16 protein-coding genes and 1 pseudogene are annotated in these 22,911 nt (G+C 74.3%); 13 read left to right on the forward strand and 4 right to left on the reverse strand.

Annotated elements, in window-relative coordinates; genetic code table 11:
• The 7 genes and pseudogenes from infB to ACGF13_RS38775 all read left to right on the forward strand — a co-directional run.
• Nucleotides 1–2,476 (forward strand): annotated as a pseudogene (gene infB / locus ACGF13_RS38745) (translation initiation factor IF-2); the annotation flags it as partial.
• A gap of 150 nt (nt 2,477–2,626) precedes the next feature.
• The gene (locus ACGF13_RS38750; protein WP_238741325.1) at nt 2,627–2,923 is read left to right on the forward strand and encodes a DUF503 domain-containing protein; all 297 of its coding nucleotides are present in this window, start codon (nt 2,627–2,629) and stop codon (nt 2,921–2,923) included.
• Between the two features lie 153 nt (nt 2,924–3,076).
• Nucleotides 3,077–3,517, forward strand: coding sequence for a 30S ribosome-binding factor RbfA (gene rbfA, locus ACGF13_RS38755; RefSeq protein ID WP_207812580.1), 441 nt, complete (start codon nt 3,077–3,079; stop codon nt 3,515–3,517).
• A 2-nt stretch (nt 3,518–3,519) separates the two neighbouring features.
• Nucleotides 3,520–4,623 (forward strand): bifunctional oligoribonuclease/PAP phosphatase NrnA, encoded by a 1,104-nt coding sequence (locus ACGF13_RS38760; protein WP_392884222.1) that lies wholly within the window; start codon nt 3,520–3,522, stop codon nt 4,621–4,623.
• Nucleotides 4,624–4,658: 35 nt separating this feature from the next.
• Nucleotides 4,659–5,588 (forward strand): tRNA pseudouridine(55) synthase TruB, encoded by a 930-nt coding sequence (truB, locus tag ACGF13_RS38765; RefSeq protein WP_392884223.1) that lies wholly within the window; start codon nt 4,659–4,661, stop codon nt 5,586–5,588.
• A gap of 211 nt (nt 5,589–5,799) precedes the next feature.
• Complete coding sequence (locus ACGF13_RS38770; RefSeq protein WP_392884224.1) at nt 5,800–9,453, forward strand: serine protease; 3,654 nt, start codon at nt 5,800–5,802, stop codon at nt 9,451–9,453.
• Nucleotides 9,454–9,518: 65 nt separating this feature from the next.
• Nucleotides 9,519–10,463, forward strand: coding sequence for a bifunctional riboflavin kinase/FAD synthetase (locus ACGF13_RS38775; protein ID WP_392884225.1), 945 nt, complete (start codon nt 9,519–9,521; stop codon nt 10,461–10,463).
• 58 nt (nt 10,464–10,521) lie between these two features.
• On the opposite strand, the gene ACGF13_RS38780 is transcribed toward ACGF13_RS38775, so the two are convergent.
• The 3 genes from ACGF13_RS38780 to eccE all read right to left on the reverse strand — a co-directional run bounded on the left by ACGF13_RS38780 (nt 10,522) and on the right by eccE (nt 14,956).
• Nucleotides 10,522–12,630 carry a MinD/ParA family protein gene (locus tag ACGF13_RS38780; RefSeq protein WP_392884226.1) on the reverse strand — a complete coding sequence of 703 codons (2,109 nt, stop codon included), beginning with the start codon at nt 12,628–12,630 and terminating at the stop codon, nt 10,522–10,524.
• 131 nt (nt 12,631–12,761) lie between these two features.
• A complete protein-coding gene (locus tag ACGF13_RS38785; RefSeq protein ID WP_392884227.1) occupies nt 12,762–13,529 on the reverse strand; it encodes a hypothetical protein in 768 nt (255 codons plus the stop codon).
• Nucleotides 13,529–14,956: a type VII secretion protein EccE gene (eccE, locus tag ACGF13_RS38790; RefSeq protein ID WP_392884228.1), complete on the reverse strand. Its 1,428-nt coding sequence runs from the start codon at nt 14,954–14,956 to the stop codon at nt 13,529–13,531. The genes ACGF13_RS38785 and eccE overlap by 1 nt, the downstream gene beginning before the upstream one ends.
• A 186-nt stretch (nt 14,957–15,142) precedes the next feature.
• On the opposite strand from eccE, the gene ACGF13_RS38795 reads away from it, so the two are divergent.
• The 6 genes from ACGF13_RS38795 to ACGF13_RS38820 all read left to right on the forward strand — a co-directional run bounded on the left by ACGF13_RS38795 (nt 15,143) and on the right by ACGF13_RS38820 (nt 21,050).
• The gene (locus ACGF13_RS38795) at nt 15,143–16,828 is read left to right on the forward strand and encodes a type VII secretion protein EccB (RefSeq protein ID WP_392884229.1); all 1,686 of its coding nucleotides are present in this window, start codon (nt 15,143–15,145) and stop codon (nt 16,826–16,828) included.
• A 180-nt stretch (nt 16,829–17,008) separates the two neighbouring features.
• Nucleotides 17,009–17,314: a WXG100 family type VII secretion target gene (locus ACGF13_RS38800; protein ID WP_392884231.1), complete on the forward strand. Its 306-nt coding sequence runs from the start codon at nt 17,009–17,011 to the stop codon at nt 17,312–17,314.
• A gap of 119 nt (nt 17,315–17,433) precedes the next feature.
• The gene (locus ACGF13_RS38805) at nt 17,434–17,724 is read left to right on the forward strand and encodes a WXG100 family type VII secretion target (protein WP_392884232.1); all 291 of its coding nucleotides are present in this window, start codon (nt 17,434–17,436) and stop codon (nt 17,722–17,724) included.
• A 98-nt stretch (nt 17,725–17,822) separates the two neighbouring features.
• Nucleotides 17,823–19,055, forward strand: coding sequence for a type VII secretion-associated serine protease mycosin (gene mycP / locus ACGF13_RS38810; protein WP_392884234.1), 1,233 nt, complete (start codon nt 17,823–17,825; stop codon nt 19,053–19,055).
• Nucleotides 19,056–19,177: 122 nt separating this feature from the next.
• Nucleotides 19,178–19,717, forward strand: coding sequence for a SigE family RNA polymerase sigma factor (locus ACGF13_RS38815; RefSeq protein ID WP_392884235.1), 540 nt, complete (start codon nt 19,178–19,180; stop codon nt 19,715–19,717).
• Nucleotides 19,718–19,784: 67 nt separating this feature from the next.
• Nucleotides 19,785–21,050: a hypothetical protein gene (locus tag ACGF13_RS38820; protein ID WP_392884236.1), complete on the forward strand. Its 1,266-nt coding sequence runs from the start codon at nt 19,785–19,787 to the stop codon at nt 21,048–21,050.
• Between the two features lie 66 nt (nt 21,051–21,116).
• On the opposite strand, the gene ACGF13_RS38825 is transcribed toward ACGF13_RS38820, so the two are convergent.
• Entirely contained in the window at nt 21,117–22,520 is a 1,404-nt protein-coding gene (locus ACGF13_RS38825; protein ID WP_392884238.1) for an APC family permease, read from the reverse strand.
• Nucleotides 22,521–22,911 lie beyond the last annotated feature (391 nt).

Below are 22,911 nucleotides of genomic sequence, written 5' to 3' on the forward strand. Positions count from 1 at the left end.
GGGTGCCGGTGCCCCGCGTCCCGGTGGCGACCGTCCGCGTCCGGCCGGTGCCCCCGGTGCCGGTGCTCCCCGTCCGGGTGGCGACCGTCCGCGTCCGGCCGGTGCTCCGGGTGCCGGTGCCCCGCGTCCCGGTGGCGACCGTCCGCGTCCGGCCGGTGCCCCCGGTGCCGGTGCTCCCCGTCCGGGTGGCGACCGTCCGCGTCCCGACGGCATGCCGCGTCCGGCCGCGCCGCGTCCCGGTGGCCCGACCCCGTCCGGCATGCCGCGCCCGAACCCGGGCATGATGCCGCAGCGTCCGGCCGGCCCGCGTCCGGGTCCGGGTGGCCGTGGTCCGGGTGGCCCCGGCGGTCGTCCGGGTGGTCCGGGTGCCGGTGGCGCCCGTCCCGGCTTCCAGGGCCGTCCGGCCGGTCCGGGCTCGCGTCCGGCCGGTGGCGGTGGCTTCGGCGGTCCGCGTCCCGGTGGCGGTGCCCCGGGTGGCGGCGGCGGCTTCGGTCCGCGTCCCGGCGGCTTCGGCGGCCGTCCCGGCGGCCCGGGTGCCCGTGGTGGCACGCAGGGCGCCTTCGGTCGTGGCCCGGGCGGTCGCCCGGCGCGTGGCCGCAAGTCGAAGCGGGCGAAGCGCCAGGAGTACGAGGCCATGCAGGCCCCGTCCGTCGGCGGTGTGATGCTGCCTCGCGGCAACGGCCAGACCGTTCGCCTGTCGAGCGGCGCCTCGCTGATGGACTTCGCGGAGAAGATCAACGCCAACCCGGCCGCGCTCGTCTCCGTCATGTTCAACCTCGGTGAGATGGTCACCGCGACCCAGTCGGTCTCCGACGCGACCCTCGAGCTGCTGGCCGGCGAGATGGGCTTCCAGCTGGAGATCGTCAGCCGGGACGACGAGGACCGCGAGCTGCTGGAGTCGTTCGACATCGACTTCGGCGCCGACGAGGGCGACGAGGACCAGCTGGCCCCGCGCCCGCCGGTCGTCACCGTCATGGGCCACGTCGACCACGGTAAGACCCGCCTGCTGGACGCGATCCGCAAGTCCAACGTGGTGGCCGGCGAGGCCGGTGGCATCACCCAGCACATCGGTGCCTACCAGGTGGCGACGATGGTGAACGGCGAAGAGCGTCCGATCACCTTCCTCGACACCCCGGGTCACGAGGCGTTCTCCGCCATGCGTGCCCGTGGTGCCAAGTCCACCGACATCGCGATCCTGGTGGTCGCGGCCAACGACGGTGTCATGCCGCAGACGGTCGAGGCGCTGAACCACGCCAAGGCCGCCGGTGTGCCGATCGTGGTCGCCGTCAACAAGATCGACGTCGAGGGCGCCGACCCGACCAAGGTCCGCGGTCAGCTGACCGAGTTCGGTCTGGTGGCCGAGGAGTACGGCGGCGACACCATGTTCGTCGACATCTCCGCGCGCCAGGGCCTGAACATCGACCAGCTGCTGGAGGCCGTGGTCCTGACCGCGGACGCCTCGCTGGACCTGCGGGCCAACCCCGAGCAGGACGCGCAGGGTATCGCCATCGAGGCGCACCTGGACAAGGGCCGCGGCGCCATGGCGACCGTGCTCGTGCAGCGCGGTACGCTCCGCGTCGGCGACTCGATCGTCGTGGGCGACGCCTACGGTCGCGTCCGCGCCATGCTGGACGAGAACGGCAACAACCTCACCGAGGCCGGCCCGTCCCGCCCGGTGCTGCTGCTCGGTCTGACCTCGGTGCCCCGCGCCGGCGACAGCTTCATCGTCGTCGACGAGGACCGCACCGCCCGTCAGATCGCCGAGAAGCGCTCGGCCCGCGACCGTAACGCCGCCTTCGCGCAGCGTCGCGTCCGGGTGTCCCTGGAGGACCTGGACAAGGCCATCGCCGCCGGCTCCATCGAGCAGCTCAACCTCATCATCAAGGGTGACGTCTCCGGTTCGGTGGAAGCCCTCGAGGATGCCCTCGTCAAGCTGGACGTGGGCGAGGAGGTCGAGCTCCGGGTCCTGCACCGCGGTGTGGGTGCCATCACCGAGTCCGACGTGGACCTGGCGATGGGTTCGGACGCCATCATCATCGGCTTCAACGTGCGCGCCGAAGGCCGTGCGCGTGCCGCGGCCGACAAGGAAGGCGTGGACGTCCGGTACTACTCGGTCATCTACCAGGCGATCGAGGAGATCGAGAACGCCCTCAAGGGCATGCTCAAGCCGGAGTACGAGGAGGTGCGCCTCGGCGCCGCGGAGATCCGCGAGGTCTTCCGCTCCTCCAAGTTCGGCAACATCGCCGGTGTCCTGGTCCGCGACGGCATCATCCGCCGCAACGCCAAGGCCCGCCTCATCCGCGACGGCAAGGTCGTGGCGGAGAGCCTCACCATCGAGGGTCTGCGCCGCTTCAAGGACGACGCGACCGAGGTCCGCGAGGGCTTCGAGGCCGGTGTCACCCTGGGGTCGTTCAACGACATCAAGGTCGAGGACATCATCGAGACCTACGAGATGCGCGAGAAGCCGCGCGCCTAGTCGGTGTCAGCCGGGGCCGGTCGACGGGTGGTATTTCCGTCGACCGGCCCCGGTCTCGCTGTGTAGGGTCCGGGAGTAGTCAGAAACAGTGGCGCCAGCCCGGTTCCGGGCTGCCCCCGAGGCCTTCCAGGTCGGCGAGACCTGTCACACATGTTCGTGGGAACACTCACCTTCGACCTGCTGCTGGGCGACGTCCACTCGCTCAAGGAGAAGCGTTCGATCGTGCGGCCCATCGTGGCCGAACTGCAGCGCAAGTACAGCGTGTGCGCTGCCGAAACCGGGAACCAGGACCTGCACCGCCGGGCCGAGATCGGCCTCGCGGTGGTATCCGGCGAAGCCGGGTACGTCACCGAGGTCCTGGACAGCTGTGAGCGGTTGGTCGCCGGCCGCCCCGAGGTGCAACTCCTCTCCACGAGGAGGCGGTACCACAACGACGACGACGAATGAGGACCGTGGAGCCGGCTGGCGGAAGTCGCCGTTCTCACACGGATCAGGACCGAGAGCGCCCGCAAGGCCGGGCGCGGGCCGGTACTTTGGGGCGTGGGCCCCGACGGGTGCGCAGCTCGCCCGGGTACCGGGCCCACTGCACGAGGAGGCAACGTGACCGACACCGCAAGGGCGCGCAAGCTCGCCGACCGCATCCAGGTGGTCGTCGCCCAGACCCTGGAGCGGCGGATCAAGGACCCCCGCCTGGGGTTCGTGACCATCACCGACACCCGGGTGACCGGAGACCTGCGCGAGGCCACCGTCTTCTACACCGTCTTCGGTGACGAGACCGAGCGCGAGGCCACCGCGGCCGCGCTGGAGAGCGCCAAGGGCGTGATCCGCTCCGAGGTCGGCAAGATCGGGGTGCGCTTCACCCCGACGCTGACCTTCGTCGCGGACGCGCTGCCGGACAACGCCCGGAACATCGACGACCTGCTCGACCGGGCCCGCACCTCGGACGCCGCCGTGCGCACCCAGGCCGCGGGGGCGAGCTACGCCGGCGACGCGGACCCGTACCGGGTTCCGGCGTCCGAGCGTGACGACGAGGACGAGTAGTCATGGCGGGTGAGCCGGCGCGGGTCGCCTCGCGAGCCGGATCGACCACGGGGGCGTCCTCCACCAGCACGGTGGAGGGTGCCCTCGCGGCACTCCCGGGCCCGCGCACCGAGGAGAGCGGGTTCGAGCTGCTCTGGCAGCAGGTGGTGGCGGAGATCGGGCGGGCCCGTTCGATCGACCTGATCTGCCACATCTGCCCGGACGGCGACGCGTTGGGCTCCTCGCTGGCGGCCGCGCTGGCGCTGCGCGCGCTCGGCAAGCGGGTGCGGGTCTCCTTCGGCGACGACCCGCAGATCGTGCCCGAGTCGCTGGCCTTCCTGCCCGGCCAGGAGCTGATCGTGCCGGCCGGCGAGGTGCCGGACGTGCCCGAACTGGTGCTCTGCTTCGACGTGGCCGCGGAGAGCCGGCTCGGCCTGCTCCGCGACAAGGCCTTCGCCGCGCCCGTCCTGGTGGTGTTCGACCACCATGCCTCCAACCCGGGTTTCGGCACCCACCAGTTGATCGACCCGACCGCGCCGGCCACCGCCGTGCTGGTCGACGAACTGCTGCGCAGGCTCGGCGTGGTGCTCGACCAGGAGCTGGCCACCTGCCTCTACACCGGTGTCGCCACGGACACCGGTTCGTTCAAGTACCGGGCCACCACGCCCGCCACCCACGAGCTGGCCGGCCGGCTGCTGGCCACCGGCATCCGGCACGACCTGATCTCCCGGCAGCTGTGGGACACCTCCTCCTTCGGCTACCTCAAGGTGCTCGCCGGCGCGCTCGACCGGGCCGTCTACGAGCCGGAGGCGGCGGACGGGCTGGGCCTGGTGTGGACCTGGGTGCCGTACCAGGACCTCGCGCTGTTCAGCGTCACGGTCGAGGAGATCGAGGGACTGATCGACATCCTGCGCCGCCCGGCCGAGGCCGAGGTGGCGCTGGTGCTCAAGCAGGACCCGGACGGCACGCTGCGCGGCTCCTCGCGTTCCAAGGGGGCGGTGGACGTCGCGGCGGCCTGTGCCGAACTGGGCGGCGGGGGGCACGTCTACGCGGCCGGATTCAGCGTCCGGGAGGACGTGGTCGCGGTGGTCGAGCGGTTCCGGGGCGCGCTGAGACCGGTACGTTGATCGTCTCCGCTGATGTTGTTGAGAGAAAGAACCCGATGAAGCGCAAAGGCACCGGCCCGGACGGCCTGGTGATCGTCGACAAGCCCGAGGGCATCACGTCGCATGGGGTCGTCGCCAAGCTGCGGTGGCTGGCCGGGACCCGGAAGGTCGGGCACGCCGGCACCCTGGACCCGATGGCCACCGGCGTACTGGTGATCGGCGTCGAGCGGGCCACCCGGCTGCTCGGCCACCTGATGCTCACCGCCAAGACGTACGAGGCGACCATCCGGCTCGGCCAGACCACCGTCACCGACGACCGCGAGGGCGAGGTGACCGCCTCGACCCCGGCCGACGCCGTCACCCGGGAGGCGATCGACGCCGGGATCGCGGCGCTCACCGGCGAGATCATGCAGGTGCCGTCCAAGGTCAGCGCGATCAAGATCGACGGCAAGCGCTCGTACGCCCGGGTCCGCGAGGGCGAGGACTTCGAGCTCGCGGCCCGGCCGACCACGATCTACTCCTTCAGCGTGCACGAGCAGCGCGCGGCGGTCGCCGAGGACGGCACCCCGGTGATCGACCTGGACGTCACCGTCGAGTGCTCCTCCGGCACCTACATCCGGGCGCTGGCCCGGGACCTGGGCGCCGGGCTGGGCGTCGGCGGGCACCTGACGGCGCTGCGGCGCACCAAGGTCGGGCCGTACGGGGTGGAGTCGGCGCGCACCCTGGAGCAGCTGGAGGCCGAGGTCACCGGCGAGTCCGCCAAGCCGCTGGAGGTGCTGCCGATCGCCGAGGCCGCGGCCGCCGCCTTCCCGCGCTGGGACCTGGACGAGGCCTCGGCACAGAAGCTGTCGCACGGCGCCCGGCTGAAGGCGCCCGGGATGGGCGTGGACGGGCCGATCGCGGTGTTCGGGCCGGACGGGCGCTTCCTGGCGCTGGTCGAGGAGCAGGGCGGGCAGGCGAAGCCGGTCGCGGTCTTCGTCGGCTGACGGTCCGGTCGTCGGCTGACGGTCCGGTCGCCGTTCGGAGCCCCCGTCGGGAGTCACCCCGACGGGGGCTCCGCCGTTCCCGGACGTCGTTCACCCGCACGAGGGAGCGCGCGGAGTGAACGCCCGTGGTGAGCGGCGCGGGCGCGGTCGGGCGGGCACCTCGGCGGGCAGGCTCCGGGCAGCGGGCGAGCGACGGCCGAGGGGGCACGAGATGCCGGGTTTTCCGGAGGGCGATCCGGGGCGGTACCTGCTGCGGATCCGCGACCTCAACGGCCGGCTGCACGGCTTGGGGTTCGTCGCCGACCCGCAGGGGGTCGTGCTGACGGCGCACGAGAGTGTGGCCGGACTGGACCGGGTCGTCCTGCACACCCCCGGCGGGCAGACCAGGGTGCTCGGCCCGGACGCCGTGCTGCCGCTGCCCGGGCACGGGCTGGCTCTGCTGCGCACCGAGGCGGTCGGCGGGCTGCCGGTGCCGCCGCTGCCGCTGGCCGCCGTCGCCGCCGGGCCCGAGGTGCTGCTGCCCGCGCTGGCGGGGGAGGACGGACGGGTGGTCGCGCTGCGCTGCGGACTGCTCGGGGTCGCCGGCGCGGCGTACGGCGGGCACCGGTCGGCCGGGGTGCTGCTGCTGGACGTGCCGGTGGTCGGCGGGGTCGCGGTGCCGGCCGGCTCGCCGGTGCTGGACGCCCGCAGCGGGGCCGTGGTCGCCCTGGCCGCGCCCGCCCTGCGCGGGCCCCGGCACGGCGGGGCACTGCCGGCCGTGCCGGTGGGCGCGGCGGCGGTCGGGGACGGCCCTCCGGGTGGAACGGGCGCCGCCGAGGTGCTGGCCGGGCTGCTGGCGAGCAACGCTGCGGCGGTGCCCGGCTACGGCCCGGCGCTCAACCTGGCCGGGGTGCTGCGGCTGACCGCCGCCCAGGTGGCGGCCGCCGGCGCCGGACCGGGCCGGCTGCCCCACCTGGCCGCCGACCGGGTGGACCGGCCGGACGGCCTGGCCGGGGACGAGCCGGTCGCGACCGTCACCGCGCTGGTCGGCGCCCCCGGCAGCGGGCGCACCACCGAACTGGCCGCGCTGGCCGCCCGCCGCACCGGCGGCGCCCACCCGCTGCCCACCCTCTGGCTGCGCGGCGCCGACCTGCGCGCCGGGGACCGCTCGCTCGCCGAACCGGTGGAACGCGCGCTGGCCGCCGCGGCGGCCGTCCTCGGCACCCCGGCGCCCGCGCCCGAGCCGGTGGCGACGCTGTGCGCGGCGGCCGGCCGGCCGCTGCTGGTGGTCCTGGACGGCCCCGAGGAGGCCCCGCTGCCGGTGGACGCCCGCTGGCTGCGCGGCGCCGGGCAGTGGCTGACCGGCTGCGGGGCCAGGCTGGTGACGGCCTGCGGGGAGGAGCTGTGGGAGCTGCTTGCGGCCGAGACCTGGGGGAACGGCACCCCGGGCCCCCGGCGCGCGCAGGAGCCGCACCCGGACGGTGACCTGGGCAGCGCCCCCACCGTGCGGATGGACGGCCGCGGCGCGGGCGGGCCGAGCCTGGCCGGGCAGCGGCTCGGCCCGCTGCCCCCCGAGGCGGCCGAGCGGGTGCGCCGCCGGTACGGGCTGCCGCCGGGCCACCCGGCCGCCGCCGAGGACGCCCGGCACCCGCTGGCCGTCCGGCTGGCCGGAGAGCTGTGGGCGCAGGGGCTGCACGACGGGCCGGTGCGCCGGAGCGAACTGTTCGGCGCCGTCCTGGACCTGCGCTGCCTGCGGGTGGCCCAGCGGCTGGCCGAGGACGGCCGGCCGCGCCGCCCGGGCGCCCACCGGCGGGGCGCGGTGCGCCAGGGCGGGCCGCGGCACCGCCGGGTGCGCCGGCTCGCGGCGGCGGTGGCCGGACGGGTGCACGAGGCGGCCCGGCGGATGCTCGGCGACCGGTCGGGCGGCGGGCTGGACCGGGCCGTCTTCGAGGAGCTGTTCCCGGTCGAGGGCGGCTGGGCCACGGCGGTGCTCGCCGAGGGCCTGTTCGTCCCGGCCGGGCCCGGATTCCGCTTCGCGCACGGGGAGTTCGCGGACTGGCTGCAGGGCCGGCACCTGGACCTGGACGCGGCGCTGCGGCTGCTGCTCGGCGAGGCCGAGGACACCCCGCCGTGGCCCGCCGACGAGGCGCGGGAGCCCGGCGGCCACCCGGCGGGGGAGCCGGCCGGGGCGAACGCCGTCGCCCGGCACCGGATCGGTCCGGTCGCCGCCGCACTGCGCCGGGTGGCGGAGACCTGGGGCGCCGGCGCCCTGGACCCGTGGCTGCACCGGATCTGGCGCGCCCTCGACCTGCGCCCGCCGGGCAGCGAACCCGCCTGGTGGGCGGCCCGGTTGCTCGCCGCGGGCCTCGCCGCCAGCCCGGACCGCTCCGAACACCTGGCCCTGCTCGACCAGTTGGCGTCCCGGATCGCCGAACGGGCGGGCGCGGCCGGTGCGGTGGCGCTCCCGGCGGCCGGACTCGGCCGCTTCGGCCCGGCCTTCTGGACCGGCCTCGGCCTGCCCGTCGAGACCGAACTCGCCCTGCTGCGCCGCCTGGTGCCCGCCGACGGCCCCGGGCAGCGCTTCCTCGCCGTGGTGGCAGAGCGGCTGCGCGCCGACCCGGTCGCGGTGTTCCCGCTGCTCTGCGCCTGGTTCGAGGACGCGCACGGCCTGCCGGGGCGCCCCGGGCGCACGACGGCCGACCTCGCCCACGACCTGCTGCACGCCCACCGCCGGCTCGCCCTGGACGAGTTGGCCGACGCGCTGGCGGCCGCCGCGCACCCGCGGGCGGACGCGCTGCTCACCGTGCTGGCCGCCGAGGAGCCGTCCGCGCTCTGCCGCGCGGTGGACCGCTGGAGCCACGACCGGCGGCCCGAGCGGCACGTCGCGGCCGCCGTGCACGCGCTGCGGACCTCCCCGTACGCCTCCGGTGCCGGGGTCGAGCTGCTGCGGTACACCGCGCTGACCCTGCTCGCCCGCGAGGACGAGCCCGGTCTGTACGGGGCGGCGCTGGCGCTGCTGGTCGGCGATCCGGTGACCAGGGCCGAGTACCTGCCGGCCGCGCTCGCCCGGTTCCGGGCCGGTGGCGACGCCTTCCTCACCCCGAGGGCGCTCGGCCCGGCCCTGGAGAGCGACCCGGAACCCGTCCTGGCCGCGCTCGCCGACCGGGCGGGCGCCCCCGGCGCGGCCCCCGCCGAGACGCTGCGGGTGCTGGCCGACGCCACCGCCCCGGCGGCCCTGCGGCGGGGCGCCGAGCTGGCCGCCGGGCTGCTGCGCGGGAACCCGGCGCTGGCCGGTCCGGTCGCCGTCGACTACCTCGGCCGTCGGCTGGCCCGGCCCGCCGCCGTCGGCCCGGGCGGCCGGCCGGAGCTGAGGATGCTGCTCGGCGCCGCGCTGGCCGACCGCAGCGCGGCGGTCCGGCGGCCGTTCGCCGAGGCGCTGTCCGTCCCGGTGGCCGACCCGGCGGCGGACGCGCTGCGCCGCGAGCTGCTGGACGCCCTGCTCGCCACCGAGACCGACCCGGCGGTGCTGACCGCCGTCGTGGAGCGGCTCGCCGAGCACTGCGCGGCCGAGGACCCGGCCCGGGCCCGGGTGGTGCTGGCCAGGGCCACCCAGGGGCTGCCGGGCGCGGACGAGCTGCTGGTGCGCTGCGCCGGGTGGTCGGCGGCCTTCGCCCGGCTGCTCGCCCGGTGGCCGTCCGGTGCCGCGCCGACCGCCCAGGACGACCCCCGGCCGGCCCGGATGCGGGCCCTGGCGGCGGCCGGACGGGACGCGCGGTACGCCGCCGAGGAGGCCGGGCGGGCCGTGCCCGGGCGGTCGACGGGGCCCTCGGCGGGCTCAACCCGTATTCCGGTGCCTGAGCCGGGGCAGGCGCATGGCACGCTATAGGGGTTCGGGTTTTGAGCGTTTGAGCGTACAGAGGGTACGCACCGTACGGAACAAGGAGCGGTCAGGTGCAGCGCTGGCGTGGCCTGGAGGAGATCCCCGGGGACTGGGGACGCAGCGTCGTCACCATCGGCTCGTTCGACGGGGTGCACCGCGGACATCAGCTGATCATCGGGCGGGCGGTCGAGCGGGCCCGCGAACTCGGCATCCCCGCGGTCGTGGTGACCTTCGACCCGCACCCGCGCGAGGTCATCCGCCCGGGCAGCCACCCGCCGCTGCTCGCGCCGCACCCGCGCCGCGCCGAGCTGATTGCGGAGCTGGGCGTGGACGCGGTGCTGGTGCTGCCGTTCACCACCGAGTTCTCCCAGGAGTCCCCGGAGGCCTTCGTCCGGCAGGTGCTGGTGGACGCCCTGCACGCGCGGGTCGTCATCGAGGGCCCCAACTTCCGCTTCGGGCACCGGGCGGCCGGGGACGTCGCGCTGCTCGGCGAGCTGGGCCGGGCGGACGACTTCGAGGTCGAGGTGGTCGACCTCCAGGTGTGCGGCACGGCCGGGGACGGCGAGCCGTTCTCCTCCAGCCTGACCCGCCGGCTGGTGGAGACCGGGGACATGGCCGGCGCCAACGAGGTGCTGGGCCGCCCGCACCGGGTCGAGGGCGTGGTGGTGCGCGGCGCGCAGCGCGGCCGTGAGCTGGGCTACCCGACCGCCAACGTCGAGACCGTGCCGCACAGCGCGATCCCGGCCGACGGCGTGTACGCGGGCTGGCTGACGGCGGACGGCGAGAGGATGCCGGCGGCGATCTCGGTCGGTACCAACCCGACCTTCGACGGCACCGCCCGCACTGTGGAGGCGTACGCCATCGACCGGGTCGGCCTGGACCTGTACGGGATGCACGTGGCCGTGGACTTCCTGGCCTACCTGCGCGGGATGGAGAAGTTCGACTCCATCGACGCGCTGCTGGACCGGATGGCCGACGACGTCAAGCGGGCCCGCGAGCTGACCGACGGCGTCTGAGCGCCGGGACGCCGGAAGGGGCCCACCGACCGGGTGTCGGTGGGCCCCTTCCGCCGTCTCACTGCTGGGGTGCCTGCGGCGGGTAGCCGTAGCCCGGGCCCGGCTGCTGCGGCCAGGGCGCCCCGGGAGCGGGCTGCTGCGGGTAGCCGTACCCGGGCGGGGGCGGCGGGGCCTGGCCGGGCTGCGGGGCCCACGGCGCCCCGGGGGCGGGCTGGCCCGCCTGCTGCGGGTAGGGCTGGGGCTGCCGCGGGTCGGCGTACGGCTGCGGGTAGCCGGGCTGCGGCTGGGCCTGCTGCTGCCAGCCGGCCTGCTGGGCGGCGGCCTGCTGGGCCCGGACGATGTCCTCGCCGACCAGGGTGGCCAGCTCGAAGTAGGCCTCCCGGACCTTGGGCCGCATCATGTCGAGGTTGACCTCGGCGCCGGCCGCCAGGCTCTCGTCGAACGGCACCACGATCACGCCGCGGCAGCGGGTCTGGAAGTGGGCGACGATGTCCTCGACCTTGATCATCTTGCTGGTCTCGCGCACCCCGGAGACCACCGTGATGCTGCGCTGCACCAGGTCGGCGTAGCCGTGCGCGGAGAGCCAGTCCAGGGTGGTCGAGGCGCTGGAGGCGCCGTCCACGCTGGGGGTGGAGACGATGATCAGCTGGTCGGCCAGGTCCAGCACCCCGCGCATCGCGCTGTACAGCAGGCCGGTGCCGGAGTCGGTCAGGATGATCGGGTACTGGCGGCCCAGCACGTCGATCACCTGGCGGTAGTCCGAGTCGTTGAAGGTGGTCGAGACCGCCGGGTCCACGTCGTTGGCCAGGATCTCCAGGCCCGAGTTCAGGTCCTGCGAGGTGAACTGACGGATGTCCATGTAGCTGCGCAGGTGCGGGATGGCCGTCACCAGGTCGCGGATGGTCGCGCCGGTCTGGCGCTTGACCCGGCGGCCCAGGGTGCCGGCGTCCGGGTTGGCGTCGATCGCGATCACCTTGTCCTGGCGCTCGCTGGCCAGGGTCGCGCCGAGCGCGGTGGTGGTCGTGGTCTTGCCGACGCCGCCCTTGAGGCTGATCACGGCGATCCGGTAGCAGCTCAGCACCGGGGTGCGGATGATCTCCAGCTTGCGGGCCTTCTCGGCCGCCGCGGCCTTGCCGCCGAACTGGAAGCGCGGCTGCTGGCGCTGCTGCTTGGGCTGGCTGCGCAGCAGCCGGTCCGAGGACAGCTCGACGGCCGCGGTGTAGCCGAGCGGTGCGCCGTGCGCGGTCTGCTGCGGGGCGGCGGCCTGCTGGAAGGCGCTGGGCTGCGGGGCCTGCGGCTGCTGCCACGGCTGCCCGGGGTGCCCCGGCAACGGCTGGCCGGGCAGCGGCTGGCCGGGCTGGGCCTGCGGGCCGGGCTGCGGCTGGGCCGGCTGCTGGTACGCGACGGGCTGCGGCCAGCCGCCCTGGCGCGGGTCCACCGGGCCGGGCTGCGGCTGGCCGGGCTGGGCCTGCGGGCCCGGCTGCTGGGGGGCGACGGGCTGCTGGGCGTGCTGAGCCTGCTGGGCGGCCCACGCGGCCTGCGGGTCCCAGCCCGCCGGCGGGCCCTGGGGGTCCTGGGGGTGCTGCGGCGGGGCCTGCTGGACCGGCGGCTGCGCGAAGTTCTGCGGCTGGACGGGCTGCCCCGGCTGCGCCGCCGCTGCGGGCCCCGCCGCCGGGTACGGCTGCGCTACGGGCTGCTGCGCCGCGGCCTCCGGCGTCGGCCAGACCGGGGCGCCGGCCTGCGGCTGCTCGGCGACCGGCGGGACCGGGGCGGCAACCGGGAACGGGACGTGCTGCGCCTCGGCCTGCACCGGCGGGACCGGCGCGGCGGGCGTGGCAGCGGGCGCCGGAACGGGGGCGACGGGAGTGGCGGTCGGCGCGGCCTCGGCCGCCGGGGCGGCGGCCTGGCCGGGCACCGGGGCGTGGGCCTGCTGCTGCACCGGAGCCTGCTGGGCCTGCCCCGGAACGACGGTGGGCACCGGTGCGCCGACCTCGGCCGGAGCGGGGGAGGCCGGTGCGGAAGCGGCCGGCGCGGCCGCGCCGGAAGCCCCCGCGGGCTCGGTCTGCACGTACCAGGACGGGGGAGTGTAGTCAGGCGCGTCCGACCAGTCGTCGTCGTCCTCCGCCGCGTTGTCGCCGACGTAGACGCCGTCCCGATCGCTGCTCACTCTGGCTCCCTCGTGTTCGCCGCCGCTTGTTCAGCGGTGCCGTTGCCGCATCAAAGACTAGGCCGTACGGCAACCCCCGCTGAAGGCGGCTTCGCTTCCCCGCCGGCCCGCCCGGTGCGGCGAGCCGGCGCTCAGTCCATCCGGCGCGGCCCGCCGAGCACCTGCTGTTCGGCCTGCCCGGCCACGGCCCGTACGTACTGTCGCCGCATCCGGGTCGCCCACAGGGTGAGGTCGTCGCCGAGGGTGGGAAGCGCGGCCACGTCCTCCGGCGGCAGCGACAGCACCCGGCCGGTCAGTTCCGCCTCCTGCGGCGAGATCCGCTGCACACCGACCAGGTCGGCCGCGTTCAGCACCCGGGAGGCGTTCGGGCCCAGGTAGGGCAGCAGCGTCAGGGTGGTCTGCCAGGGTGCGGCGGAGAGCCGGCTGCGCGGCGGGCGGGCGCCGAGGTCGCGCACCACCAGGACCGGCGAGGCCACCGAGGCGCCCTGCGGGCCGAGTCGGCCGACCTGGTGGATCGTCACGCACGGCTGGCCGCCGCCGGCCGCCTGGGCCATCGGGCCCCACAGCTGTCCGCGGGCGGTCTCCACCGCGACCCGGGCGCCGATCGCGGCCGCCCGCAGCGCGATGACCTGAGCCGTCCACATGCCGCCGACGAGCACCAGGTCGTACGAGGTCGGGCGGAACAGGCCGAGCACCGCGGGCAGCCCCTGCGGGTCGACGCCGATCACCACGCCGTCGTCGCCGACGGGGAAGGCCAGCGCCGCGAGGTCGGCGGGCTCCAGCACGTGCTTCTCCCGGCGCGGGCCGCGCAGCCCGAAGCCGGGCAGGATCCGCGGCCGGGCCCGGCGCTGCTCGGCGCCGGGCTGCGGTCCGGCGGTGGGGTAGGTCTGGTACGCCATCAGGAGGCCCCTCCGAGTGGCAGGGTGGCGAGCATGCCGGGGGCCTGCTCCAGGTCGAGCCGGACGAGGCCGAGCCCGGTGTTCTGGGCCCGGGTCTCCACCAGGCGGCCGATGTCGCCGACCTCGCTCTCGTTGCGGCCGGTCACCCGCAGGTGCCCGCTGACCGTCACCGAGCCGCCGGTGCCGTGCCCGGCGGTCAGGCTGAAGGTGCTGGCGAGGGCCGGGGAGCCGGTGATCAGGTTGACCAGGTCCGGCGCGGCGATCCGGCCGGGGGCGCCGCCGGGGCGGCTCAGCTGCGGCCAGCGGGAGATCCAGTAGGTGGTGTGCCAGCGGTCGTCGATCCGCCAGAACCGGTTGCCCTCCTGGGTGCGGCGGGTGGTGCCGCCGCCGCTGCCGGTGCCCTGGCGGCCGGCCACCGCGATCGGGTTGGCGCAGGTGGAGATGGCCAGCGCGGCGATCAGCTCGCGCTCGTCCAGCACGGTCGCGTTGAAGCCGGCGCTGTTGAGCCGGCCGGCCAGCTGGTCGGTGACCCGCTGCAGCGCCTTGCGGGCGCCCTCCTCGCCGCCGCCGCGGGCCCGGACGGCGGTCGCCGCGCGCTCCGGGTCGAGCTTCAGGGCGATCCAGGTCAGCCGCAGCCCGGGGGTGGCGGTGCCGTCCGGCAGCTCGCGGTAGGCACGGGCGGCCAGTGACTGGTCGGGCAGGTGCTGGGCCGGGGCGGGCTGGGTGTGCTGGACCAGCTGCACCGACTCCAGGGTGATGTCGTCGACCGTGAGCGCCGAGCAGATCACGTCCAGCGGCAGCGGCAGGGCGGTGCGCGCCGGGCGCAGCGGCTGGTCCTTGGCCTGGACGAGCAGCACCGAGCTGAGGAAGGTCCCGTCGCCGACCATGCCGGTCTCCCGGCGGACCGGGCGGCCGCCGAACTCGGCCTCGGTGGCGTGGGTGCAGGTGCGCAGACCCGGTTCGAGCTCCAGGGCCGGCGCCAGCGCCGGGTCGGTGCCGGCCGGCGGCAGCAGCGTCCTGGCCTGCCTGCGGCGGGACTTGAGGGCGGCGCGGACCAGCAGCAGCTCGGGGACGGTGCGGCCGCGCACCGGGACGAGCGCGAGCAGGACCAGCACCAGCGCGACCGCGCCGAAGCCGGCCGCGACCGTGCGGCTGATCGTCCAGCCGACCGCGACCAGGGCCGCCGCGACCTCGACCAGGACGAGCTGCTGGAGCTTCAACCGCCCGCCCAGCAGCCCCGGTCGGGGGTTGACCCGCACCTGGACGGCGCCGCCGCCCACGGTGCCGGTCGGCTGCGGTTCCGTGCTCGCGGGTCCGGTCCCCGTTCCCGTCCCGGTCGGCGGCGCGCTGCGCTGCGCCCGGCCGGCCCGGCGCGGCCTCCCGCCGCCCGCGCTGCGGCGGCGTCCTGGAGCGGTCTGGCTTGGCATCCCCCGGTGGCCCTCTCTGATCCGTTGTCGCGGCCCGGCTGGCTGTGTCGCGGACCGTACCCGTACCGTACTCACCGTCTGCTGCCGCATCGTAGAGGGTTCGCGCCGGTTCGTGCCCGGCGGGTGACCACGGGGCAGGTCGGTCCGAGGAGGCCCGACGACGTCTGACTAGGGGGACGACGAGGTATGGCATCGCGCCGGGACGAGCTGAACGCGTACACCTTCGCCCGCAAGCGCACGGTGGGCGCCTTCCTGCTGCCCGCCGGCGGCGGCAGCGACGAGGACGCGCCGCGTCCGGTGAAGGCGGTGCTGCCGAGTGTGCTGGCCGGGGCCGTGTTCGTGGCCGGGTTCGGGATCTGGGGGGTCTTCAAACCGAGCGCGCCGGTGAAGTGGGACGACGGCAAGAACATCATCCAGGGCAAGCAGTCGACCACCCGGTACGTGGTGCTCACCGACCAGGACCAGAAGACCAAGCGGCTGCACCAGGTGCTCAACATGTCCTCGGCGCGGCTGGTGCTGCCGGCGGGCGCCAAGGTCGTGGTGGTGGACGACGGGGTGCTCGACCGCTACCCCAACCACGGGCCGACGATCGGGATCCCCTACGCGCCGGACAAGTTGCCGACCACGGACAACGCCAGCAAGCCGATGAAGTGGGCGGTGTGCGACCGCCCGGGCTCGGACGACAAGCAGGAGACGGTCAACCAGGCGGTGTTCGTGGCGGCCGGAGCGGATGCGGCGGCGCTGGCGGCCAAGGACCGGATGCTCGGCCCGGACCAGCTGATGCTGGTGCAGCAGGCCGACGAGCAGCAGATCTCGGCCGCGCCGGCGCCGGGTCAGCCGGCCGGCGGGGGCGCCGCGCTGTTCGTGGTCGACGCGCAGGGGCGCAAGCACCCGATCGGCTCGCCGCAGTCGGACGACAAGGAGCGCAAGGCGCTGGTCACCGCGGTGTTCGGGCCCAACGCGGTGCCGCAGCGGGTCAAGCGGGACTGGCTGGACACCCTGGTGAACGCCACCCCGATCACCTTCCCGCAGGTCGAGGCGGTCGCCGACAGTCAGGGCGCCAACTCCAAGGTGGAGCTGAGCAACCCGGCCGACCGTCGGATCGGCCGGCTGGTGCATTACCAGGACCGCCACTACGTGGTCGGCAAGGACCAGCTCTTCCTGGTCACCCCGTTCCAGGCGGAGCTGATCCGGCAGAACCCGGCGTACCAGATGCTCTACAAGTACGACCAGGACAAGAAGCCGCGCAGCGACGAGATGACCCCGGCCGACAACGCCCAGTGGGGTGGCGACGTCCCGCTGAAGGGCACCGCCCCGGACTGGCCGCTGAAGACCGGCGCGCCGGTGAACAACTGGCAGGACCGCCAGGACGCCCGGATGGTCGTGTGCAGCACCTACGACGGTGTCGCCGCGGACGGCAGCACCGCCAAGCGCAGCGTCTGGGCCGGGACTTCGTACCCCGCGCCGTACAACAACGGTGCCGGGGCGGCGTACGTGACCCCCGGTCACGGGCTGTTCTACCGCTCGATGGACAACGCGGCCGCCGGCTCCGGGACCGACTTCCTGATCACCGAGACCGGGTTGCGCTACTCCGTCCCGTCCAACGGTGACGGCGGCCAGCGCCCCGCGGCCTCGCCGCAGCCCGGCCAGAGCGGCTCCCCGAAGCCGTCGGCGCCGCAGCCCACCGCCACGCCGACCCCCGGGGCGCCGTCCCAGGAGCCGGGGCAGCAGCAGGACGAACCCGGCGGCAACCAGGCGAGGTTGGGCTACCAGGGGGTCCAGCCGCTGCCGGTGCCGAAGGAGTGGTCGAACCTGGTTCCGGCCGGTCCGCCGCTGACGGCGAAGAGCGCCACCCAGCCGCAGAACGCCTGATCGGCCAAGCGCGGCAACCGAATTGGCCCCAGTGTCATGGTCTGGTAACTACTCGATGATCGGTGTTGGGTGAGTTGCGTGTGCCGACTACAGTGCTGCTGGACATCACACAGGTGATGCGACGGTCGGCCCGCTGGGCCCTCCGTACACGCAAATGTTGTCTCATGGGGGACGTGGAGCATGGCTCAGGGTCAGTTCACGATGACCGCGCAGGAGATGCTGGCCTTCGCCAAGCAGATCGAAGAGGCCATCGGCAAGATCGAGGCTGAGAAGAACAAGCTGATCAGCACGGTCACCGGCATCACCAGCGGTTGGCAGGGCCAGGCCGCGACGGCCTACACGAACCTGCAGAACCGGGTCAACGAGGACATCGCGAGCCTCAAGGAGTCGCTCAACGCGATCAAGCACGCGATCGAGATGACCACCAAGCACTACGCGAGCACCGAAGAGGAGCAGAAGGCGATGTTCTCCTCGGCCCAGGGCTGATCACCGCATCCGCGCTGATCGCCGCACCTGCGCCGACCGCCGTTCTGTCCCGCTCCACCGCTCTGCGGAGCGCCCGCCGCTGACCGCGCGGTGCTCCTCATCCTCGTAAGGGAGACAACGTGTCCGAACACATCCTCGTCAACTTCCAGACCGTTCACCAGGCGGCCGAGGAGGTCAAGGCTTCGGCGAGCCGCATCGACCACCTGCTGAACGACCTCAAGGGCAACGTGACCCGCATCGCCTCCAGCTGGCAGGGTGCGGCCCAGCAGGGCTACCAGGCCCACCAGGCCAAGTGGGACGCCAAGGCCAACGACCTCCAGCAGGTCTGCGCGCAGATCGCGACCTCGCTCGAGAACGCCGCGCAGAGCTACCGGACCACCGAGGACGCCAACGCCAAGCTCTGGGGCTGACGTTCGGGTTCCGTAGGGAACGACAGGGGGCGGGTACCCGGATTCCGGGCACCCGCCCCCGGCGCGCGGCAAGGGTGGACGACATGAGGGGTGGCAGGGTGACCCGACACGGGTACCGGAAGGCGGCCGCGGCGATCGCCGCGCTCGCGGTGCTGGGCGGCCCGCTCGCCGCCCCGGCGTACGCCGACAGCGGGCCCGGCCTGGCCGCGGCCGGCGACTGCCCCAAGCCCGCGCCCGACGTGCAGACCGTGCCGTGGTCGCTGCAGCGCCTGCTGCTGAACGAGCTGTGGCAGGACGGGAAGACCACCGGCGCGGGCGTGACGGTCGCGGTCATCGACACCGGGGTGGACAACGGCAACCCGCAGCTGTCCGGCAAGCTCGACGCGGGCCCGAACCTGCTGGTCAACCGGGAGACCAAGGAAGCGATCCAGGGCAGCTCCACCGAGGACCCGGTCGGCCACGGCACCAAGGTGGCCGGCATCATCGCCGCCCGGCCCAGCAAGACCACCGGCTTCGTCGGGCTGGCTCCCGACGCCCGGATCCTGTCGATCCGGCAGAACGACAGCGACGGCAACGGCGACGTCTCCACCCTGGTCACGGCGATCAGGGAGGCGGTCAGGCGCGGCGCCAAGGTCATCAACATCTCCCAGGACGTGCGCGGGGCGGGCGACGCCCGGTTCGGCGGCTACCAGGAGCTGAAGGCCGCCGTCGAGTACGCCGAGGAGAACAGGGCCGTGGTGGTCGCCTCCACCGGGAACGACGGCAAGGAGGGCGACACCTACCCGGGCGCCTTCCCGACCGTGCTGGCCGTCGGCGCCTCCGACCGCAACAACGAGCGGGCGCCCTTCTCCCAGTACGGCGGCTTCGTGAAGGTCGCCGCGCCCGGCGTCGACATGCTGTCCACCGTGCCCGGGGGCGGCCAGTGCGTGGACAACGGCACCAGCTTCGCCGCCCCGTACGTCTCCGGCCTCGCCGCGCTGCTGGTCGGAGCCCACCCGAACTGGAAGCCGGCCCAGGTGCGGGCCTGGATCGAGCAGACCGCGCAGCGCACCCAGCGCGACCCGGACACGTTCATCGGCTGGGGCGTGGTGGACCCGGTGAAGGCCGTCACCACGGCCCCCGTCGACGCACCCCTCGCCGCCGTCCCGGACGCCCCGGTGCAGCTTGCCGCCGCGCCGATCGTGCCGCGCCCGGTGGGCCTCGGCGAGACCCAGGCCGACCGCGACGGCCGTACCGCGACGTACGTCCTCGGTGTCGGCGCGCTGCTGGTCGCGCTGCTGATCGGCGGCGGCGTGGTGCTGCGCGACCACCGGCGCAAGTCCTCCTCCTGACCCGCGGCTTGCGCCCGCCGCCCGGCGACCCGCCGGGAATCCGCCGGAACCCCTGTAACACCGCCGCCCGCCCGCCGCATCGATGAAGTGTCAGGGAGGGCGGACCACGGGGGGCAGGGCGCATGGGGTGGATCGGGTCGGGCCGGGAGGCCAAGGACGCGGAGTTCCTGGAGCTCGTCTCCGGCCGGACCGGTCACCTGTACCGCTCGGCCTGCCTGCTCACCAGCGGCGACACCCACTACGCCGAGGACCTCGTACAGGAGGCCCTCAGCCGGATGTACGTGCTGTGGCGGCGCAGCGCCTTCACCGGCCGCGGCCGGATCGACAACCCGGCGGCCTACACCCACACCGTCATGGTGCGCACCTTCCTGGCCCAGCAGCGCCGCCGCTCCAGCGGCGAGCGCCCCAGTGCCGCCCTGCCGGAGCGGGAGGGGCAGGACGCCGACAGCGCCCTGCGGCTGACCCTCCTCGACGCGCTCGGCCGGATGCCGCCCAAGGACCGCGCGGTCCTGGTGCTGCGCTACTGGGAGGACCGCAGCGTCGAGGAGACCGCCGAGGCCATGCGGGCCTCCTCCGGCGCCGTCCGCACCCGCACCACCCGGGCCCTGGCCAGGCTGCGCGCCCTGCTCGGCGACTCGCTGGCCGAGCTGGCCGCCCGCTGAGGCCGGCGCCTGCCGGCCGCAAGGAACTTCTCTCGCAACCCGCGACGCAAGGAGACGGTGAACACCCATGTCCGAACCGGACAAGTTCGAAGACGATCTTCTCTACGCCCTCACCCGTACGGGCGAAGGCTTCCGCACCGAGCAGGCCGAGCAGGCGGGCCTGGTCGCGGACGGCTACCGGCTCGGCCGCCGCCGCTGGCGCCGCCGCTCGGCCGCCGCCGTGGTGGGCGGCGCGGCCGCGCTGGCCCTGGTGGGCACCGGCACGGTGTACCTGGCCTCCCCGGGTGCCGGGGACGCGGGCACCGTGAGCGCGGCCTCCGCCCCGGCGGCCTCCGTCGGCATCACCGCGGGCGGCAGCGCCGCCGCGACCACCCCGACCGCGCTGCAGTCCGTGGCCCAGGCCGCGGTCTCCGGCGACGAGGTGCTGGCCACCTTCCGGGCCCTGCTGCCCAAGGGGGAGATCACCGAGGCCACGGGGCAAGGCACCGATCGCGGGCCGAAGGCCACCGACGCCTCGGCGAACCTGGTCTTCGACGACGGCCAGGGCAAGTCGCTGATCCAGTTCAACATCAGCAAGCACCGGCCCGGTCAGGTGCAGCTGCCCGGCTGCCCGCCGGACCTCACGTTGGTCCGGGTCGACGCCTGCACCGACACCGTCCTGCCGGACGGCTCCAAGCTCCTGCTGCAGCAGGGGTACGAGTACTCGGACAGCCGGGCCGACACCAAGGAGTGGTTCGCCGTGCTGAACGGCCCGGACGGCCGGTCCGTCTCCGTGCACGAGTGGAACGCGCCCAAGGAGAAGGGCGCGCCGGACAGCCGCCCCAACCCGCCGCTCACCCTCGACCAGCTGAAGGCCGTCGTCACCGACAAGTCCTGGGACCGGGTCGTCAAGGCCCTCAGGTTCGACGGCATCGACACCGAGGCGATCGACCCGGGCCTGTCGCCGGCGGACTACGAGACCGTCCTGACCGGGCTGCTGCCGTCCGGCGCGACCGTGACGGGCCGCAAGGGCCAGGACACCGGGGTGGCCTTCGAGCTGGCCAGGGCCGGGCGGGCCGGCACGCTGTCGGTGCTGGTGAAGAACTGGGCCAAGGCCCCCGACGACCGGCCGGCCCAGCACTGGTACCAGGACGCGGAGATCCTGCCCGACGGGACGAAGCTCCTCACCCACGCCCCGGCCGCCCCCATCCTGCCGGGCAAGCTGATCGCGGACGCGACGAGGCCGGACGGCCTGGAGGTCCTGGTCGTGACGGCGTCGAACGGCGACCCGCTGCTGACCGCGGCGGAGCTGAAGACGATCGTCACCAGCCCGGCCTGGAAGGCCAGGAAGTAGCGGAACACGGCGGTGCCCCGGGCTGGGGGAGGCCCGGGGCACCGCCGTGTGGGGGAGGGGTGGGGATCAGTCCTGCTGGTCCTCGGGAAGGCTGATCACCCAGCGGGTGTCCTGCCGGGGGCGCAGGTAGAACAGCCAGTAGAGGGTGGCGGCGGCGGTGATGCCGCCGGTCCACAGCAGGGGCTCGGTGTCCAGCTTGGTGATCACGTAGACCAGGACGGCGATCAGCACGACCGGGACGGCCGGCCACAGCGGCATCCGCCAGGCGGAGGCGTGCTTGTGGTGGGCGCGGCGGGAGAGCAGCGCGGCGATCGCGACCAGCAGGTACATCCCGGTGACGGCGACGCCGGTGATGTTGCTCAGCAGCTCGCCCTTGACGAAGCAGAGCGCGGCGCCGGGCAGGCCGACCGCCAGGGTGGCGATCCACGGCGAGCCGAACCGGCCGAGGGTGCCGAAGGCCTTGTTGACCGGCTCCGGCCAGGCCTTGTCGCGGGCGGAGGCGAACAGCACCCGGGAGTTCTGGATGACCATGACGATGCCGGCGTTGATGATGGCCAGCGCGACGCAGAGGCTGATGAAGGTGCCGACGGCCGAGTTGCTCCAGGCGGTGACCATGCCGGAGATGTCGCCGGAGGACAGGGTCTGCAGGTCGGGGGCGCCCATGGTGATGGCGACGACCGGGACCAGGATGATGGCCGAGGAGATGCCGAGCGTCCACAGCACGGTGCGCGAGACGTTGCGGCGGGGGTTCTCCAGCTCCTCCGACAGGTAGACCGCGGTGGAGAAGCCCTGGGTGATGAACAGGGCGATGCCGAGCGCGCCGACGATGGCGCCCACGCTCACCGTGGTGGTCGCGCCGCCCTCCCCGGCGACCACGCCGTGCAGCAGGCTGGGGGCGTCGCTGTTGGTGTGGGCGAAGCCGAGCACCGAGACCACGCCGGCCGCGATGACCTCCAGCACCAGGAAGATGCCGGTGATCCAGGCGTTGGCGCGCAGGTCGAGCAGGCCGGCCAGGGTGGCGGCCAGCATCACGGCGGCGCCGGTCATGGCCTTGTCCAGGTGCAGGACGGGGGCGAGGTAGTCGGCGGTGCCGAGGGCGATGACCGAGGGGACGATCATCACCACGATCAGCGAGAGCACGAAGACCAGCCAGCCCATCAGCCGCCCGGCGAGGGTGCCGACCATCGCGTACTCGCCGCCGGCGCTGGGGATCAGGGTGCCGAGTTCGGAGTAGCAGAACGCGACCGCGACGCAGAGCACGGTGCCGATCGCGATCGCCAGCGCCGTGGCGCTGCCGATGCTGGAGAACAGCTCCGGCACGATCACGAAGAGCGTCGAGGCGGGCGTGACGCAGGACAGCGTGAGCAGGGTGCCGCCCACGACGCCGATCGAGCGCTTGAGCTGCTGGGGCGCTGCCGCCTCGGCCGCCGTGGCGGCTACGGTCTGTGGCGGACGAAGCGTGTCGGTCATGTGGCTTCCGATCGGCTGTGCGGTGCTGGGGTGGGAGCGGTATCGCCTCCGCTGGCTGGTTGCTCGGTGTCCGGTTCCAGTCGCTCCCTGGCCGCAATGGAACATCGGCGTATTGATTGCGTCAATGTCGGAACTGCTTCGGAATCCGTTGTGGTGAACGGCATAAACATGCGATCCGATGATCACGTTCAGTCATTGCGAGCTTTGTCCGACTTGTTACCTAAGCCACATCGCGATTGAATCGAAGGTGAACAAAGCGGGGAGCGCCGTGATTCAAAGGTCGTGTTCCGGGTGGACGGTGGCACGCCCAGGCGCTCCCGAGGCGCCCGGCAACTCCCCGGCCGGGTACGGGAACCGCAGCTTCCGCCCGCAAAGATCTAGGTAACGTTTC

The sequence above is a fragment of the Kitasatospora sp. NPDC048286 genome (assembly GCF_043201735.1).
GTDB lineage: Bacteria > Actinomycetota > Actinomycetes > Streptomycetales > Streptomycetaceae > Kitasatospora.

Excerpts from the sequence above, each read along its gene's own strand:
- ACGF13_RS38750 (WP_238741325.1), top strand. The coding sequence starts at position 2,627 with ATGTTCGTGGGAACACTCACCTTCGACCTGCTGCTGGGCGACGTCCAC.
- ACGF13_RS38760 (WP_392884222.1), top strand. The coding sequence starts at position 3,520 with ATGGCGGGTGAGCCGGCGCGGGTCGCCTCGCGAGCCGGATCGACCACG.
- truB (WP_392884223.1), top strand. The coding sequence starts at position 4,659 with ATGAAGCGCAAAGGCACCGGCCCGGACGGCCTGGTGATCGTCGACAAG.
- ACGF13_RS38770 (WP_392884224.1), top strand. The coding sequence starts at position 5,800 with ATGCCGGGTTTTCCGGAGGGCGATCCGGGGCGGTACCTGCTGCGGATC.
- ACGF13_RS38785 (WP_392884227.1), bottom strand. The coding sequence starts at position 13,529 with ATGGCGTACCAGACCTACCCCACCGCCGGACCGCAGCCCGGCGCCGAG.
- eccE (WP_392884228.1), bottom strand. The coding sequence starts at position 14,956 with ATGCCAAGCCAGACCGCTCCAGGACGCCGCCGCAGCGCGGGCGGCGGG.
- ACGF13_RS38795 (WP_392884229.1), top strand. The coding sequence starts at position 15,143 with ATGGCATCGCGCCGGGACGAGCTGAACGCGTACACCTTCGCCCGCAAG.
- ACGF13_RS38800 (WP_392884231.1), top strand. The coding sequence starts at position 17,009 with ATGGCTCAGGGTCAGTTCACGATGACCGCGCAGGAGATGCTGGCCTTC.
- ACGF13_RS38815 (WP_392884235.1), top strand. The coding sequence starts at position 19,178 with ATGGGGTGGATCGGGTCGGGCCGGGAGGCCAAGGACGCGGAGTTCCTG.
- ACGF13_RS38820 (WP_392884236.1), top strand. The coding sequence starts at position 19,785 with ATGTCCGAACCGGACAAGTTCGAAGACGATCTTCTCTACGCCCTCACC.
- ACGF13_RS38825 (WP_392884238.1), bottom strand. The coding sequence starts at position 22,520 with ATGACCGACACGCTTCGTCCGCCACAGACCGTAGCCGCCACGGCGGCC.